Origin of the sequence: Sedimentibacter sp. MB35-C1 (assembly GCF_030913635.1) — a bacterium.
Lineage (GTDB): Bacteria > Bacillota > Clostridia > Tissierellales > Sedimentibacteraceae > Sedimentibacter.
Genome location: NZ_CP133188.1, coordinates 2,315,514 through 2,332,140, shown reverse-complemented (window position 1 = coordinate 2,332,140; position 16,627 = coordinate 2,315,514). Strand labels below are relative to the sequence as shown.

Here is a 16,627-nt window from a genome sequence, read left to right as displayed (position 1 = left end):
ATTACATACATAAAGGAGATGAATTAATGTCATTTTTTAAAGGAATATTAAAGGATAATACAATTAATTCAGGAAAATCGAACCTGAAAAATAAGCAGGATAAATCAACCAAAGGCTCAACTGAGCTAAGCTCAAATAAAAAGGCCGCCTATGTGTTTAAAGGAGTTTTTAATATTGCAACTATGATAAGTGATTTTGATCTTCGGCTTTCTTTTTTTGGCAATAAGATTAAAAATTCATCTGACAAATTAAGCGAAATGTTCTCAAAAGTTGCTTCTTCTTCTGAAGAAATTTCAACTTCCACAGCTCAAATTATAGATGCAAATACGGAGCTGTCTCAAACTATAGGCCAGATTTCAGAAGATATAGTGTCTCTGAATCAAACAACTATAAAAAGCAATGAAATTCTTGACAGTATAAAAGCAGAAAATGTTGAAATGATGGCTTTCTCCAAAGATATGGAACAAAGTGTACATGACCTTTTAAATGTTATAAGTAAAATTAACGAATCTGTGAGAAGTATAAACGATATATCAGATCATACAAATCTTTTATCACTGAATGCGTCGATAGAAGCTGCAAGAGCAGGAGAAGCAGGTAAAGGATTTGCTGTTGTAGCAGAAGAAATCAGAATGCTTTCTGAGACAACAAGAAAACTTACATCAAACATAGATGAATTGCTTGTGGAAGTAAATAACGCTTCAAACAGAAGCAACGACAGTGTTTCAAAAACTCTTAATTCTATCGGCAAAGTAAGCGGAAGCATAGATACAGTCTCCGCATCCATGGATGAAAGCACACGTTCTACAGGGCAAATCGCAAATCGAATTTCTGATATAGCCCAAACCAGTAATAATATTAATTCTTCTCTCCAGGAGTCATCTTCAGCTTTAGAGTCTATAAACAATGATATACAAAACCTTTCTGAATCTGCAGAAGAACTTAATATTATAAGCAATTCCATAAACGAAGTCTCGGCTTCCATGCTAAAAATTGAAAATACTGTTAGCGAGCTTGCATTAACTTCCGGCGAGATGGTTAACAGTAAAATTTGCGGCCTTTCAAATGAAGACTTTATTGAAACAGTAAGAAATGCAATAAATGCTCATAAAGCTTGGATAGTTAATGTTAAAAAGATGGCAGACAAAATGCAAATTATTCCAATTCAAACAGATGAGCACAAATGTGGTTTTGGACATTTTTATTATTCTGTCAAGCCTTCATCAGAAAAGCTGTCAGAATTATGGGAAAGAATTGAGCTTCTACATCATGACCTTCATAAGACAGGCGACTCTGTTATCAGCTATATTAATAATAATGATCAAACCGGAGCTGATTCCTCCGTTCTAAAAGCGGAAGAACTTTCAGATAAAATTATTGAAATACTTGAGCAAATGATTAATGTTACAAAAGAAATGAATTCTTCAAATGAATCAGTTTTTTAATAATTTAATAAATATGAAAAAACTTTATTTTTCATTACTAAATCTCAAAATTTTTCTTCTTAATAAATGCCGGCACCTTGATGACAAAACTCATCAAAGGTGTCATTTTTTTGTGTTATGGTACTATATCCCTGGGATGTGCAGGTATTACTGTTATCTCTTCACGATTGGGTTCACCTGCCACAATTTCATTCAGGTTATAAAAAAAAGTAGATTTTATATTCGGAAACAGGCGGATATTTTGTGTTATAACTCTATAATACCCTTCGCTTTCTATTGTTAAATTATATGGAGTGAACAAATATTCTGGCCCCTCAACTAGCGCTCCAGATGGGTGTGCAATCGGAAGTTTAATTAATGTTGGGTTTTGTGTAGGTGACAAAACAGTTACCGGAATCTTATCTCCATTATTAGTTACATAAATTGTTAATTCCGAATCAGTAGCAGCTTCTGTACCAAGATTCTTAGTTATATAAATTTCAATGTATCCAAATTCACGGTTAACAGGAACTTCATTTTTGTGCGCATCTTTATGCGTATCGAAATTTCTGTGTGTTCTATTTTTATTATAATATTTTTTAATTTTATATGAACTCAATTAATACTCCTCCCACACAAATCTTTGATATTGCTTTCATTATGCATTATATGCAATTATAGGGATGAATGCAATTATATATGAAAGGTTTTTTGTTATTATATAGAAGTTGCTCATATATATTTTCTCAATTAAATAATTTTAATTTCATTTTGTTACATTTTTCAATTTTACTTTGTACAATAAAATAAGCAGCTGCTCTTATTCCTGTTCTAAGCACAGCTGCTGCAAAATTAATATTAAGGTTCTAAACAATCACTATTGCCTAGCAAAATTTATTTCTCATGGGATCTCTTCTATTGACTGTTTCAAAAATTTTTAAAATTTCTACATTATTATCCTCTATTATTTTTTTCACAGTCGGTATATCATTTTTATTCTTGATAAGCAGAGAAATACCGCAACACTTGGTAGCTTCTCTAGGTGTCGGAGCTATTGTGACAGAAATTTTTTCAGCCTTCAACAGTTCGTTAAGCTTAAGCCCGTTATCAACATTTGGAAAAATCACATAATATTCAATTTCTGCCGTCATTGTTCCTCCTTTTATGCATTCTGCCTGCTTCCCAGCATTTCTATGAAAGCACCTATTCTTGTTTTTAACTGTTCTGCATCCTGATCTGTATAATCTGTTTCTATTCCGAGAACAGGAATTCCTGCTTCTTTTATTGCTCTTTCTACCTTGTACCCTTCTGTGTCATACAGACTGCAGAATTTCAGATTAACATCTATTATTCCGTCAACATCATATTCCTCAGCAAGTCGAAGTATATCTTTTACTCTTCCTTCATTTGGAGTGAAGCATGCGCAGTTAATTCCCATGTATCTGTCAGCTAATGCTGATATTTGTTCATCAAGCGTAGATTTTGTTTCGTCTACAAGGTTTTCAAAGTATCTAGTGCCTGTACACATTTCTTCAACTACAACAGAAGCTCCGCTTGTTTCTACTATGTGGTGCAGTTTCCAGTTAGGAATTGCCAACGGTGTTCCGGTAAGCATTATTCTCTTTGTTCCTGCCGGAAATACACTAACGTTTTCGGCAACCCTTTTATCCAATTCATCGCAAAGCTTGTTTGTCATTGTTGTGAAACGTGTTGGATCATCATAGAATGCTATTTGCGATATTAAAAGAACATCCTTGCCGCTTATAGGTAGATTTTCATTTTTTCTGCAAGCATACAATCTCTCCAATGCTCGTCTCTTATCATTGATAAGTTTTATTGCCGCAGCCAGTTTTTCAGGAGTTACTTTGTTGCCTGTAATTTCTTCAACCTTATCTAAAAATACTTTTATTTCATCCGCCCAAGCAGCTATATCTTTTGGACGTTTCATTTGAGGCAGATCCATCACATGAATAGGAACATCTTCTGCAAGTATTTCCCATGCTTTTTTCTTTCCGTCACAGGTTGTTTCCCCTACATACATATCTGCTATTCTAAAGAATGGACATGTTTTATCAAGGCGTGCACCTACCGATGCTTTTATCAAAGGACATGTGCTTGTAGGCAATACTTTCTCTCCTCCAGGAACCCAAAACTGAGATCCTCCGCATAATCCTGTAGCTATGGCGTCTGCAGCAAAAACGATTTCATCCGGAACGTATACACAGAATGTTCCTAGGACTTTTCCACCCTTTTTCTGGTGTTCAATAAGCTCTGCAGGACGGATTCCATGAATTTCGGACACTACTAAGTTATAATAATCCATAGATTCCGGTCGGTTTTCCTGAGTTAAGTAAACATCTCCAAATGCAACCGGTAACACTTCACACAACTGATCATGCAATTCCAGGTTCATATCCAGGTTCTTCCACATTTCTTTATAATCTGCCATTATAAAACCTCCATATAGTATAATTATTTTTTTAACAATCCAATTAAATTATAGTTCAAGTTTCTTGTAATTACAAGAAACACAAACTTATACAAATACGCTTACCTATAAAAAAGTTTTATTGTTTTTTAAAAATCATTCAATGCAGTTATAATTCAGTCAATATTGTTATGATCTGATATAAATTCCTTAAGTCTTATAATATTGTCTTCTTCAGTTTTGTCATAATCAACGGTAATTTTCAGGCAAGGGAGACCCGAAGCCTCACAGCATTCATTATGAACGTAGCATCCCCTTGCAGCGGCTTCTACCAATACAGCTATATTGTATTTTTCAATGATTTTTTTCGTGTATTCCAAGCTGTTTTCAAATAAATATTTCTTGGCAAGAGTATAATAAATATTTTTGTCATAATCAGCAATGCAGTAGTTCTCACCTTCGCATTGTGAAAATACAACTATGGCATTTTTAAGAGCTCTCATTGGTTCAAATATTTCTTCATTTAACGGAGCCATTGGTGCTCCTGTTATTAATACTTTAGATGCATTTACCGTTTCCTGTTCAACTGCAAATTCAATGAGGCTTTTCTTTAAATTGTAGAGCTTATTTAAGCGCTCGTCCAAATTAAAAATAAACTGACTTCCGTAGACTATGCTTATTAAATCACCTGCTGACAATATGTTCGGGTGTGTCATATAAATATTTGTAATCTCAATAATAAGTTTACTTATTTCATTAGTTTTATTTATTACATATAGGAACTTGTCTTTATTAATCGCAGTGTTAAATTTTTGCTGCAAATAATTTCCGAATTTTTTATATTCAAGAGCTAAATCACCTACATCTTTTTTCTCTTTTATTATGTACACAGGTTTAATATCTTCAAGCATGTGCAGCATGGATTCTTTATCAGGACAATAATTAGTGCCTACTACAATATCAGCAAAATGAGAAAATGGACACTTATCAGTAATTACATATCCATAGCTTGATTTTATAACAGAACATAAGTTCTTATCAAGAACTTTTTCTGCCGCTTTAATATTTGACCCGTCAATTCCAAAAATGTTTATAGGAATAATATCCATTGCCCATAGCAGTTCTCTCGGCACATTAACACCATAAATTCCTGCAATGTTTTTTCCTGCATTTTTAAGCTCAAGGGCAGCTATAAAAGCATTATGCCTCATATCTTTGAATTCTTCCAATTGAAAGCGCAAATTATCACTCATTACAATGCCACCTATTTTGAAAGTGCTGCGCCTACAGCTCCGGCATAACGCGCCATATTGTTAGAACTAACAACTTTTTTAAGTTTTTTCCCTAGCTGATCGCACATATAACCGCTCTCACAGAAACCTCCTGTCAAAAAGAAGCTGTCATTATCTGAATTCAATTTTGTGCTTAAAGTATATACCTTATTTACAATTGAATTAACTACGCCCCAAGCTATATCCTCTTTAGGCCTTCCATTTCCTATAAGGCTTATAACCTCTGACTCTGCAAATACCGTACACATTGAGCTTATAGAAACTTCGCTGCCCTTCTCTGCCAGATCAAAAATTTCCGTAAGTGTAACCCCAAGTGTATTAGCCATTATTTCCAAGAACCTGCCTGTACCTGCAGAACATTTATCGTTCATAATAAAATTCGTCACCATTCCGTCTTTAACAGCAATTATCTTTGTATCCTGTCCGCCTATATCTATCACAGTACAGTCCTTTCCGTTTAAATAATAGGCTCCTCTGCCGTGGCAGGTTATTTCAGTTACTACCTTATTGGCAAATGGCACCGATACCCTTCCGTATCCTGTAGCTGTTATATGAGAATTATCTGATGTTACGTTTCTTTCCTCAAGCCAGTTTTTAATGTTTAATGCAGTTTCCTTGCTGCTCCACCCTGTAGGCATGAGCAAATTATACAGTATTCCGCTTCCATTTTCAGGCATTACAATCACTTTTGCAGCAGCAGAACCTATATCTATTCCAACACGATACATAGTATGCTCCTTATGTTTTATTTTCTCTCATTTAAACTCAATTTCTATTTTAGCATTCACAGAAGATAAATGCAACAAAGTCTACTTCGTAAATTATGCATATAAAAAGCGGCCTATACTGAGCAGCCGCAATTAGTTGAATATAAAATCGTAAAACTTATTCTGTTAAGTTTAAAACGCTGTCTATGAAATTTTCAAAATTAGTCGTTAATACATAATTTAAAAACAGAACCTCTCCAATGTTGTTTTCTTCAACCAAATCAACTATGCTTTCCTTGTAATGTCTCGGATCAATTACATAAATTTCACTGTAATGAGGTGTAAGAAAAGGGATAAATGCATTTCCATATGAGTCTTTAATAACCATGATTTTTTTATCCGACTTAGCACTGGTTTTTATGACCCCAAGGGGAAAATCTCCTCCTATAAATACACCATACTTCTGGTCTAATTTCGCATATGACTTATTTATAACCTTGCCTTTGTAGGACTTTTTTTCACCTGTATCTTTATCATAGTAATACACAGTCATATCAGTATCAACAGGTGGTTCGTAATAAACCACGTCATCCGGGTTGCTGTTTACAGTTTCAGAAGGGTTGACAGTTGATATATGTCCCAGGTAGCCCGAAGCTTCTCCAACCTGATAGTCTTTTAGTGATACTGCTTCTAATCCTGCTGCTTTTGCAAATCCTGTATATCCATAGTATGCACCAAGGGCTGTCCAATGATGATCAGTACGGAAATATACATATTCGTCAATGTGCTCCTTTATTGGATGATATGCGTCCACAGGAATAATTCCATCCTGTAAATTGCTATTTACAAATTCGATTGCATCTATCTGAGAATCGGATAAATTTTTATATTTTTCATTTTTTAAAAACTCAACCTGTATGGGAGCCAGCAGAGAATAAACCTTCACATCTTTGCCCAGTTTGTTGCTAACTGTTGCAATCATATCTGCATAAGATTTGCTTTTATCTTCATTAAATTTATATAACTCCATAACAGTATCATTAAGTATCAGAAGATTTCCCTTAGTAGACGCTTCAACATTATTATTGTCCGAAGTTTCATTGCCACCTACATTTTGACCGTCAAAAGCTACTATTGAAGCCTCTTCATTTCTTTTAATTCCCTTTAAATATGATAAATCATTATTTATCTGTACCAATTGCTCCCTGTGATAAAAATGATCAGCAAAATATTTTTCAAAATCGCTAAAATATTTTCCAGAGAAAAGATCCGTGGTGTTAAAATCTGGTCTTTGAGCCAAAGTCCTATTTTCTGTCTGAGAAACAGCAGCATCCTTCGGAGATGTAATGTTTAATATGGAAATCACATAAATTAAGGATATAAAAATAATTATATTTATATATGACATATTATTATTTCTGTTCATAATTACCTCTTTTTAAAACCTGAAATATAAAAACGGATTATATGTTTGTCCAATAAGTAATATGGTGCTTACGATCAAAATTAGTGCATTAAATGCAACAACCATTAATTTTGAAGGGTTGTAATTATTTATTGCGAGCATATCACAAATCCTTTTAAATAATTTGCTAAATGCAGGTGTGCTTAATATTATCGCAAATATTAAAAATACTATGTTATTGAAAAATTCCATTTCAAATTTAACATCGTACAACGGATTATTGCCGTAACCAAATAGAACCCCAATAAACTGTATTGCTCTTGTTATATCTATAAAATAGAAGAATACCCATCCTATAATGACAATGAGCATCAAATAAATATGTGATAGAAATGTAGGAATTTTATTCAAAACTTTATACAAGAATTTTCTTTCCAATAATAAGAAAAATCCATAATATATTCCCCACATAATAAAATTCCAGCTAGCTCCGTGCCAAAATCCTGTAAGCATCCAGACAATAATTACGTTCCGGATGAAGTATTTTCTGTTTCCTCCAAGAGGTATATAAACATAATCCCTGAAAAATGAGCTTAATGATATATGCCATCTTCTCCAGAAATCTTGTACGCTTTTTGCTATATATGGATAATTGAAATTCTCCTTGTAGGTAAATCCAAACATTCTTCCAAGGCCTATTGCCATATCGGAATATCCAGAAAAATCAAAGTAAATTTGAATAGTATACATAATTATTCCAAACCATGCACCCATAATAGATACTTCGTTTATATTTCCATCGAGAAACATAGTCGCTACTTCGCCTGCAGAATTAGCAATTATTATCTTTTTTAATAATCCTATAATAAATCTATTAATTCCATAACTGAAGTTAGTCGGTGTTATTATACGATTGTCTATTTCATTTGCTATATCCTTATACCTGACTATTGGACCCGCAATCAATTGATGATACATAGACATATATAAAAGAAGCTTGTAAAATTTATTCTGAGCTGGTACTTCCTGCCTGTAAACATCAACTACGTATGAAATAATTTGAAACGTATAAAATGAAATCCCTATAGGCAGCCCTATGGAGCTAAAACCTATACTGGTTTTTAGTAAAAAGTTTATATTGCTGACAAAGAAATTATAATATTTAAATACGCCTATCATAGATAAATCAATAATAACCGCCAGATACAATGCAACCTTGCTTTTATATGTCCCCTTGTTTTTATCAATCATTAGTGCAAAAAAATAATTAACTACAGCGCTCATAAGCAAAGCAAATAAAAAAACCGGCTCGCCCCATGCATAGAAAAACAAAGAAAATCCGAGTAATACTATATTTCTGTAGACATTATTTTTGCTTATAAAATAAAACAATAAATTTAGCGGAAAAAACAAATATAAAAAAACCAAACTAGAAAATAACATTTACAAATTCATCCTCCTGATGTCACGCTATTGTTAGACACAGTTAATAATATACCACTTATTCTAAAATAGCACAATATATTATTTCCTCTATACCTTTATGCTAATTTTCGACATATAATTATTATTAGCAATCTTCTTATGGTTTCATAATCAGATTTTCTAATTCAACATTTAGACTATTAATCAACTCTTTTTCCGACAATTCTATTTTTTTAAGCTTAATAACAATATCCTCAGCATGATTTTTTACTGCTGATACACTTTCATAGGAATTCCTTATTTTTGACTGCATAAACCAATCTGAAATCAAGCCGTCAAAAAAGAAATCCGCAAATTTAGCAAAACCATCTGTATCTATATGAATATCTGAATTTATTTTTACATCTGTAAGCTCAGTTTTAAATTTTCTAAGCTGTACTTGAGCTTCCTCAACTTCTCTTTTAGTATCATCCAGTTTTGAATGCTTTGCTAAATCCGCAATCAACCCTCCGCCTAATAAATCCCATGTTCCCCATCCCTCTGCACTTCGCAAGCTGCTAAGCGCCTTATCGAGACATCTTATAGCATTATTTCCGGCGTCTACAGCTTCCTTAAGCTCTGCAAGCCTGTTCCTTGAATCATTCAGGCGGCTAGATATATCAAGTATACTTTTAGCTGTGTTCTCGTCAGATCTTAATAACATCTCTTTTTTCTGTTCATACAGAGAGTTATACTGGCTTTTACAATCCATGTACTCCGTTCTTTCCTGAGAAAGCTTGGAAATTTCATACTCAACATTTTCTAAATCCGTCAATGCCTGATTATGTTTTAATTTCGCTGCAATCGCTTCTCTTTGCTCTTCTTCAAGTTTATCATCCAATTTACCTACCACGGAATAGAAAATAGAAGCAAGTCCTTTTTTATTTAATTTTTCTACATCATCATTTTCTTTTACTAATATGCTTTTTAATTCGGTTTCCTTTTTTTTAAGTTGGTTACGTTCATCTTTTAACTCTTTTAACATTGAATCTATTTTTTTTAGCCTGTTCATACCTTTTTGGGCCTTTTCCATTTTTTCATTTAATTCGCTATACATATTTCCCTCCTAAATATGATTAATCCTTTTTCTTAAATTCAATATTTGGTATTAACGCGTATATTAGCATGATAACAAATAAGAGCCGCAACTATTACATCCACAGATGAAATTATACTAACGTTTTTTTATACTTATTAGACGAAAAATTTATAAAATTTGTTTCATATTTCAAAAAAATTGTTACATACAGTAATGACTGCATCTATAAGAAAAAAAGAAAAGATTTGCGCATTTTGTCAAATCTCCTCTATTTCCTAAGTAATTATATTTATTTCCGCTATTATCAGAAGCGCTTTGATATTTAACTGTTTACTATGTCCCCGCCGTTTATGTGCATTGTCTGTCCGGTCATATACGAAGAGCAGTCTGTCGCTAGATATACATATGCTTCAGCCAGCTCCGCCGGCTGTCCCGGCCTTTTCATCGGAGTGTCCTTGCCAAAAACACCAACCTTTGACTTATCAAATGTAGAAGGTATCAGCGGTGTCCATATAGGCCCCGGAGCCACTTGGTTAACTCGTATATTCCTGCCTGCTAGATTTTGTGATAAAGATCTTGTAAATGATGTTACCGCACCCTTAGCCGCTGAATAATCAATTAGATCCTTGCTGCCCCTGAACGCAACTACTGAACTTGTATTTATGATGCTGCTTCCTTCTTTCAAATACTTTAAGGCTGATCTTGTAAGATAAAACATTGAGTATATGTTTGTTCTGAAGGTGTCATCCAGCTGTTCGTCTGTTATATCCTCAAAGTTAGTCTGCGGATGCTGTATTGCTGCATTGTTTACTAAAATATCCAAGCTTCCGAATTGACTTATAGTTTTCTCTACTGCTTCATTACAGAAATTTGAATCTCTCAAGTTTCCTTTGATTAAATATGCCGTGCCTCCATAGCTCTCAACAGCCATCTTTGTTTCGTTTGCATCGTCGTCAGCAATATTGTATACTATGGCAACATTGCACCCTTCTTTTGCATAAGCAACGGCAACAGCTCTGCCTATTCCGCTGTCCCCTCCGGTGATAATTGCAACCTTTCCTTTTAATCTGCCATATCCTCTGCAATTCACATCATCGTATATGGGTCTGGGATTCATTTCACTTTCTTTCCCCGGTTCCGTCTGTGTCTGTCCTTTAATATCCTGCGTTGTATACATTAAATCAGTTTTCATAATAACCTCCGAATTTATATATACTTAGTTATTACCAAAACTAATTTACATCATACAGCTAAAATTAATTACTTACCAAACTGCAATTTGTCCGTCTGTCCTTGGCTCAGTTCCACCGCAGAGCGTCCCTTCATCTGTACGCAAAATTATCTGACCTCTGCCAAAAGAAGATGCATTGGGCTGAATTTTAACATCATGTCCTCGTCGCATCAAATCTTTCACAATATGCAGCGGAACCCCTGGTTCAACTTCTATTTTTTTATCTTTTATCCATTGCCACCTGGGTGCATCCAGCGCCTCTTGTGGATTCATGTGAAAATCTATGAGGTTTGCGATTACCTGGACATGACCCTGCGGTTGCATAAATGCTCCCATAACTCCGAACGGACCTACTGCCTTTCCGTTCTTCATCAAAAATCCGGGAATTATTGTATGATATGTTTTTTTATGCGGCATTAGACAATTATTATGTTGGTTGTCATAACTAAAATTATGTAATCTATTATGAAGGGCTATCCCTGTTTCAGGAATAACAATTCCCGATCCGAACCCCATATAGTTGCTTTGTATGTATGAAACCATATTTCCTTCTGAATCAGCAGTACAAAGATATACTGTCCCTCTGCTGTTAGGATCTCCCTCTGTAGGAAACAATGCTGTATCAGTAATTAAATTTCTCCTTGCTTCAGCATATTCTTCCGACAACAGCCTGCTTACATCAGCCTTCATATGTTCCGGGTCTGTTATATATTTTTGACCATCTGCAAATGCAAGTTTCATTGCCTCAATCTGCTTATGGTATGTCTCACTGCTATCTTTCTCTGTAAAACTAAATCCATTTAATATTTGTAGAGCCATCAGCGCAACAAGGCCCTGACCGTTTGGAGGTATTTCGCACACATCATAGCCTCTGTAATCAGTTCTGATAGGCTCAACCCACTCAGGTTTATAACCCCTTAAATCTTCCTTTGTTAAATACCCTTTATATTTTTTAAAAAAAGAATCAATTTTATCTGCTATATCACCTTTGTAATAATCCTCCGCATAGGTTCTTCCTATTTTCTCAAGAGTATCTCCATGGTGTGGGAGTTTCCATATTTCACCGAATTTAGGTGTTCTGCCGTTTTTAGTAAACGTAGAAAACCATCCGTTAAACTCCTCTTTTTGTTCACTTCTATATATATGGCATGCAGCATCCCATGCGCTTTTAACATTTACTGAAACAGCAAATCCGTTTCTTGCGTAATCAATTGCCGGTTTTAGGACATCTAAAAGTGGTAGTTTTCCAAACTTGTTTGATAGTTCTGCCCAAGCAGCAGGCGCACCGGGTACCATAACAGGTATAACACCGTATTTTGGTATTTCGCTGTAACCCCTGTCTTTCAGTTTTTCTATGGAAATACTGTATGGTGAATATCCGCTGGCATTTAACCCATGTAATTTATTATTTATCCATACCAACGCAAAGGCATCACTTCCCAGACCGTTTGACGTCGGTTCAACAACGGTTAGACATGCGGCTGTTGCTATAGCCGCATCTACCGCATTTCCGCCTGCCTTTAAAATTTCAAGACCTGCCTGCGACGCCAAAGGCTGAGATGTGGCAACCATTCCTTTATGGCCGTACACCACATTTCTTTTGGACGGATATTTGTATTCTTCCGGATTAAAGTTCATTCTTCCTCCCAATATTCATCATTATATTTCTTAATTAATGTTCTTATAAATATAACAATTACATTTTCGCTCTACTGCCATGGTCTCTTATTATGGAGCCACCCATGCTCCTTCCAATAATCATGGTCAGCTTTATTGAAGCCTCCTTTTTTTTGAACCAGCCTCATTACATTAAAAATTGCCTTAACTTTGAAACTGGGCTTAACATTTCCCTGTGTCGCTATAATTTTAGATGATATTCTGTCAACGTCCTTGTATATAGAAAGCTTTTTCTTGTCACTTACACCGTTCCAGTTTATTGCAGCGACTCCTTTTCCGTACTTAAAAATCCTTGCAACTCCCCAAAATGTTAAGCTGTCAGCAATATCCTTAATTGTTGACTTCATTCCGCCTCCTGCTGCTGTTGAGATTATAAGAGCCATCTTATTGAACATTAATTTATTTGGGCGGTGAACAATCCACTGATACCCGAAATGATCAAGAAGCGTCTTCATTTGTCCCGTTGTGTGATATACATAGACCGGGCTGGTAAAAATCAGTAAATCAGCCTTTTCTATATCTTTCTTTATTCTGTTAACTTTCTCATAATCCGGGCAGTGCTCTTCTCCTTTTTCAAAGCATTGTGCACACCCCCTGCAATAATTAGGGACATCTCTAGGCAAAAAGACTTCTCTTATTTCAGAATTTTCGTTCCTTAATTTTTTTAAAAATAGCTGAGCGATGCTATAAGTACTGCCTTTATGCTCAGTTCCATAAATCACTGTTATATTCATATTAAATCCCCACTTAGCTTGCAGCTATTTATATAAAATTCAAGTGCGCTACACTCTTAATTCCACGTTAACACCAAGAAGTTCCTTGTTTTCCTCAAGGATATCCTTAACTGTATCATTGTAGAACTCTTCAACCTGCTGCGGAGCCCTGCCCACATAGTTTACAGGATTTACAGTTTCTAGGATTTCTTCTTTTGACATATTTATTACTTTGCTTTCAGACATTCTTTCAATCAAGTCATTCCTGTTCCCGAATTTCTTGACCTGCTCTGCTGCCTGCATAGACAACACCCTAATCTCTTCATGCAATTCCTGTCTGTTACCGCCTCTCTTAACTGCTTCCATTATAATATTCTCTGTTGCCATAAACGGAAGCTCTTCACCTATATGCTTTTCTATAACCTTTTCGTTTACCACCAACCCTGTAAATACATTTATTGCAATTCCAAGTACAGCATCTGCAGCTAAGAACCCTTGAGGAATGGCAAGCCTCTTAATTGCAGAATCGTCCAGTGTCCTTTCAAGCCACTGCGTCGCCTGGGTATTTGCCATGTTGGCTTCGTTTGACATTATAAATCTCGATAATGATGCAATTCTCTCACTTCTCATTGGATTTCTCTTGTATGCCATTGCAGATGATCCAATTTGATTCTTTTCAAAAGGTTCTTCAATTTCTTTTTGGCTTTGCAGTATTCTTATATCATTCGTCGCCTTGTGCAATGTCTGTGCAATGCCGCTTAAGGCAGAAAGCACATAGTAGTCAACCTTTCTCGTATATGTCTGGCCTGTCAGTTTAAACGAGTCATGAAATCCCATTTTTTCAACTACCAGTTTTTCAAGCTTTTTCACTTTTTCGCTATCATTTTCAAACAAATTCATAAAACTTGCCTGCGTACCTGTTGTACCTTTTACGCCTCTTAGTTTAACCAATGAAAGCGCATGATTTATTTCCTCGTAATCAAGCACAAGGTCCTGAAGCCAAAGAGCAGCTCTCTTCCCTACGGTTGTAAGCTGAGCCGGCTGATAATGGGTATATCCCAATGTAGGCATATCCTTATACTTCATGCAGAATTCTGACAATGAGCTTATTGCATTTACAAGTTTCTTTTTTACTAGTAAAAGTGCCTGTTTCATCAATATGGCGTCCGTATTATCCACTACATACATACTTGTGGCACCAAGATGAATTATAGGCATTGCTTTAGGGCATGCAGCACCAAACGTGTGAACGTGAGCCATAACATCGTGCCTGAACTCTTTCTCCTTCAGTGCAGCCATTTTATAGTCTATATTATAAATGTTAGCTCTCATTTCAGATATCTGCTCGTCATCAATGTTTAATCCTAATTCCTTTTCTGCTTCAGCTAATGCAACCCAAAGTTTTCTCCATGTGGAAAATTTGCTTTCATCAGAAAAAATATAGCTCATTTCCTTGCTTGCGTATCTTGATATTAACGGGTTTTCATAAGTATCTCTAGACATTTCATACCTCTTTCTAAATTTATTAATACATTGACAAGTTAAACAGCAATTTATCTGTCAATTATTTCTTCTTATATGTATATTCTTATTTTTATTCTATCTTGAAATTAAAAAGAAGTAAACAATAAATTTGTTTACTTCCATATATTTCTTATTTAATTACTTTGCATATTCTGTTGCTCGTGTTTCTCTGATTACATTTACTTTTATCTGTCCCGGATATTCCATTTCTTCTTCTATCTTTTTGACAATATCCTTTGCAATCAATATAATACTTGAATCGCTCGTAACTTCAGGTTTAACAATGATGCGTATTTCTCTTCCTGCCTGTATAGCAAAAGATTTTTCTACGCCTTCAAATGAATTTGAAATTTCTTCTAGTTTCTCTAATCTCTTAATATAAGTTTCAAGTGTTTCCCTTCTAGCTCCCGGTCTTGCTGCTGATATTGCATCAGCTGCCTGAACCAGTACCGCCTCTACGGTCTGAGGTTCAATATCACCGTGATGGGCTGCTATTGCATGAACAATTGCTTTGCTCTCTTTATATTTTCTAGCGAGATCTTCACCGATAGTTACATGCGGCCCCTCTACTTCGTGGTCTACTGCTTTTCCTATATCATGCAATAATCCGGCTCTTTTTGCTATTTTAACATCCGCACCCAGCTCTGCCGCCATAATTCCAGCAAGGTATGAAACCTCTATAGAATGCTTCAGTACGTTTTGGCCATAGCTTGTTCTGAACTTCAGTCTGCCCAATAGCCTTACCAGCTCCGGATGAAGTCCATGTATACCGGTATCAAGTGTTGCCTGTTCACCTTCATCTTTAATCTGTTGCTCAACTTCTTTCTTAGCCTTTTCAACCATTTCCTCTATTCTTGCCGGATGAATTCTTCCGTCTGAAATTAATTTTTCAAGGGCTAATCTTGCAACTTCTCTTCTAATAGGATCAAATCCGGAAATAACTACTGCTTCCGGTGTATCATCTATTATAATATCTATACCTGTTAATTGTTCAAGAGCTCTGATGTTTCTTCCTTCTCTTCCAATAATCCTGCCCTTCATTTCATCATTAGGCAAGTCTACAACAGATACAGTTGTTTCCGCTACATGATCTGCAGAACATTTTTGAATTGCATATGTAATAATTTCACGTGCCTTTCTTTCCGCAGTATCCTTTGCTTCTCTCTCAATTTCTTTAACAGCAATTGAAGCCTCTTGCTCAGCTTCTCTTTTTATGTTGTCAATCAACATATTTTTTGCTTCGTCAGTTGAAAGCCCAGAAATTCTTTCGAGTTCTTGAATTTGCCTGTCATGAATTGCTTCCAGTTTATTTTGCCTATTCTCAATATCTTTAAGCTTCCTTTGGAGCATCTCTTCTTTCTTTTCAACCTGCATACTCTTTGAGTCAAGCATTTCTTCTTTTTTGATTAGTCTTTTTTCGGATCTTTGTAATTCGTTTCTTCTTTCCTTGTTTTCTCTTTCATATTCATTTCTCATTTTGTGAGCTTCATCTTTTGCTTCAACAAGAATTTCTTTTTTACTTGTTTCGGCTTCTTTAACAGCATCACCAATAATCCTTTTAGCTTCTTCTTCAGCACTACCTATTTTGCTCTCAGATATATTTTTACGAATTATAATTCCCACTATTATACCTATTAATGCGCAGATAATACCTACTATTATTTCATTGAACAATTCAGCACCTCCCGTTATTAAATTTTCAAGCTGCGAAATATCTACATTT

The 16,627-nt window shown here is 35.1% G+C and carries 14 protein-coding genes; 1 reads left to right on the top strand and 13 read right to left on the bottom strand.

Translation table 11 applies throughout. The features are described from left to right. The first annotated feature begins 26 nt into the window (after nt 1-26). Complete coding sequence (locus tag RBQ61_RS11125; protein WP_308137389.1) at nt 27-1,445, top strand: methyl-accepting chemotaxis protein; 1,419 nt, start codon at nt 27-29, stop codon at nt 1,443-1,445. A 115-nt stretch (nt 1,446-1,560) separates the two neighbouring features. Here the strand turns inward: RBQ61_RS11125 and RBQ61_RS11120 are convergent, their stop codons facing one another. The 13 genes from RBQ61_RS11120 to rny all read right to left on the bottom strand — a co-directional run bounded on the left by RBQ61_RS11120 (nt 1,561) and on the right by rny (nt 16,617). After that, the gene (locus RBQ61_RS11120; RefSeq protein ID WP_308137388.1) at nt 1,561-2,043 is read right to left on the bottom strand and encodes a hypothetical protein; all 483 of its coding nucleotides are present in this window, start codon (nt 2,041-2,043) and stop codon (nt 1,561-1,563) included. Nucleotides 2,044-2,308: 265 nt separating this feature from the next. Continuing rightward, a complete protein-coding gene (locus RBQ61_RS11115) occupies nt 2,309-2,575 on the bottom strand; it encodes a DUF3343 domain-containing protein (RefSeq protein WP_213924515.1) in 267 nt (88 codons plus the stop codon). An 11-nt stretch (nt 2,576-2,586) separates the two neighbouring features. Beyond that, on the bottom strand, nt 2,587-3,873 hold the full coding sequence (locus tag RBQ61_RS11110; RefSeq protein WP_308137387.1) for a double-cubane-cluster-containing anaerobic reductase: 1,287 nt from the start codon (nt 3,871-3,873) through the stop codon (nt 2,587-2,589). A 155-nt stretch (nt 3,874-4,028) separates the two neighbouring features. Further along, nucleotides 4,029-5,105 carry a 2-hydroxyacyl-CoA dehydratase family protein gene (locus tag RBQ61_RS11105; RefSeq protein WP_308137386.1) on the bottom strand — a complete coding sequence of 359 codons (1,077 nt, stop codon included), beginning with the start codon at nt 5,103-5,105 and terminating at the stop codon, nt 4,029-4,031. An 11-nt stretch (nt 5,106-5,116) separates the two neighbouring features. Continuing rightward, nucleotides 5,117-5,872, bottom strand: a complete 756-nt coding sequence (locus RBQ61_RS11100; RefSeq protein ID WP_308137385.1) for an acyl-CoA dehydratase activase — start codon at nt 5,870-5,872, stop codon at nt 5,117-5,119. Nucleotides 5,873-6,029: 157 nt separating this feature from the next. Beyond that, on the bottom strand, nt 6,030-7,277 hold the full coding sequence (locus RBQ61_RS11095) for a DHHW family protein (protein ID WP_308137384.1): 1,248 nt from the start codon (nt 7,275-7,277) through the stop codon (nt 6,030-6,032). Nucleotides 7,278-7,289: 12 nt separating this feature from the next. Then, nucleotides 7,290-8,540 carry an MBOAT family protein gene (locus RBQ61_RS11090; protein WP_308137383.1) on the bottom strand — a complete coding sequence of 417 codons (1,251 nt, stop codon included), beginning with the start codon at nt 8,538-8,540 and terminating at the stop codon, nt 7,290-7,292. Between the two features lie 298 nt (nt 8,541-8,838). Then, the gene (locus tag RBQ61_RS11085; RefSeq protein ID WP_308137382.1) at nt 8,839-9,777 is read right to left on the bottom strand and encodes a hypothetical protein; all 939 of its coding nucleotides are present in this window, start codon (nt 9,775-9,777) and stop codon (nt 8,839-8,841) included. A 304-nt stretch (nt 9,778-10,081) separates the two neighbouring features. Then, nucleotides 10,082-10,951: an SDR family oxidoreductase gene (locus RBQ61_RS11080; RefSeq protein ID WP_308137381.1), complete on the bottom strand. Its 870-nt coding sequence runs from the start codon at nt 10,949-10,951 to the stop codon at nt 10,082-10,084. 72 nt (nt 10,952-11,023) lie between these two features. Further along, complete coding sequence (locus RBQ61_RS11075; protein ID WP_308137380.1) at nt 11,024-12,628, bottom strand: gamma-glutamyltransferase family protein; 1,605 nt, start codon at nt 12,626-12,628, stop codon at nt 11,024-11,026. A gap of 71 nt (nt 12,629-12,699) precedes the next feature. Next, a complete protein-coding gene (locus tag RBQ61_RS11070; protein WP_308137379.1) occupies nt 12,700-13,401 on the bottom strand; it encodes a flavodoxin family protein in 702 nt (233 codons plus the stop codon). Between the two features lie 48 nt (nt 13,402-13,449). Further along, nucleotides 13,450-14,883, bottom strand: coding sequence for an adenylosuccinate lyase (gene purB / locus RBQ61_RS11065; protein ID WP_308137378.1), 1,434 nt, complete (start codon nt 14,881-14,883; stop codon nt 13,450-13,452). Nucleotides 14,884-15,042: 159 nt separating this feature from the next. Continuing rightward, nucleotides 15,043-16,617, bottom strand: a complete 1,575-nt coding sequence (gene rny / locus RBQ61_RS11060) for a ribonuclease Y (protein WP_374049915.1) — start codon at nt 16,615-16,617, stop codon at nt 15,043-15,045. Nucleotides 16,618-16,627: the final 10 nt, after the last annotated feature.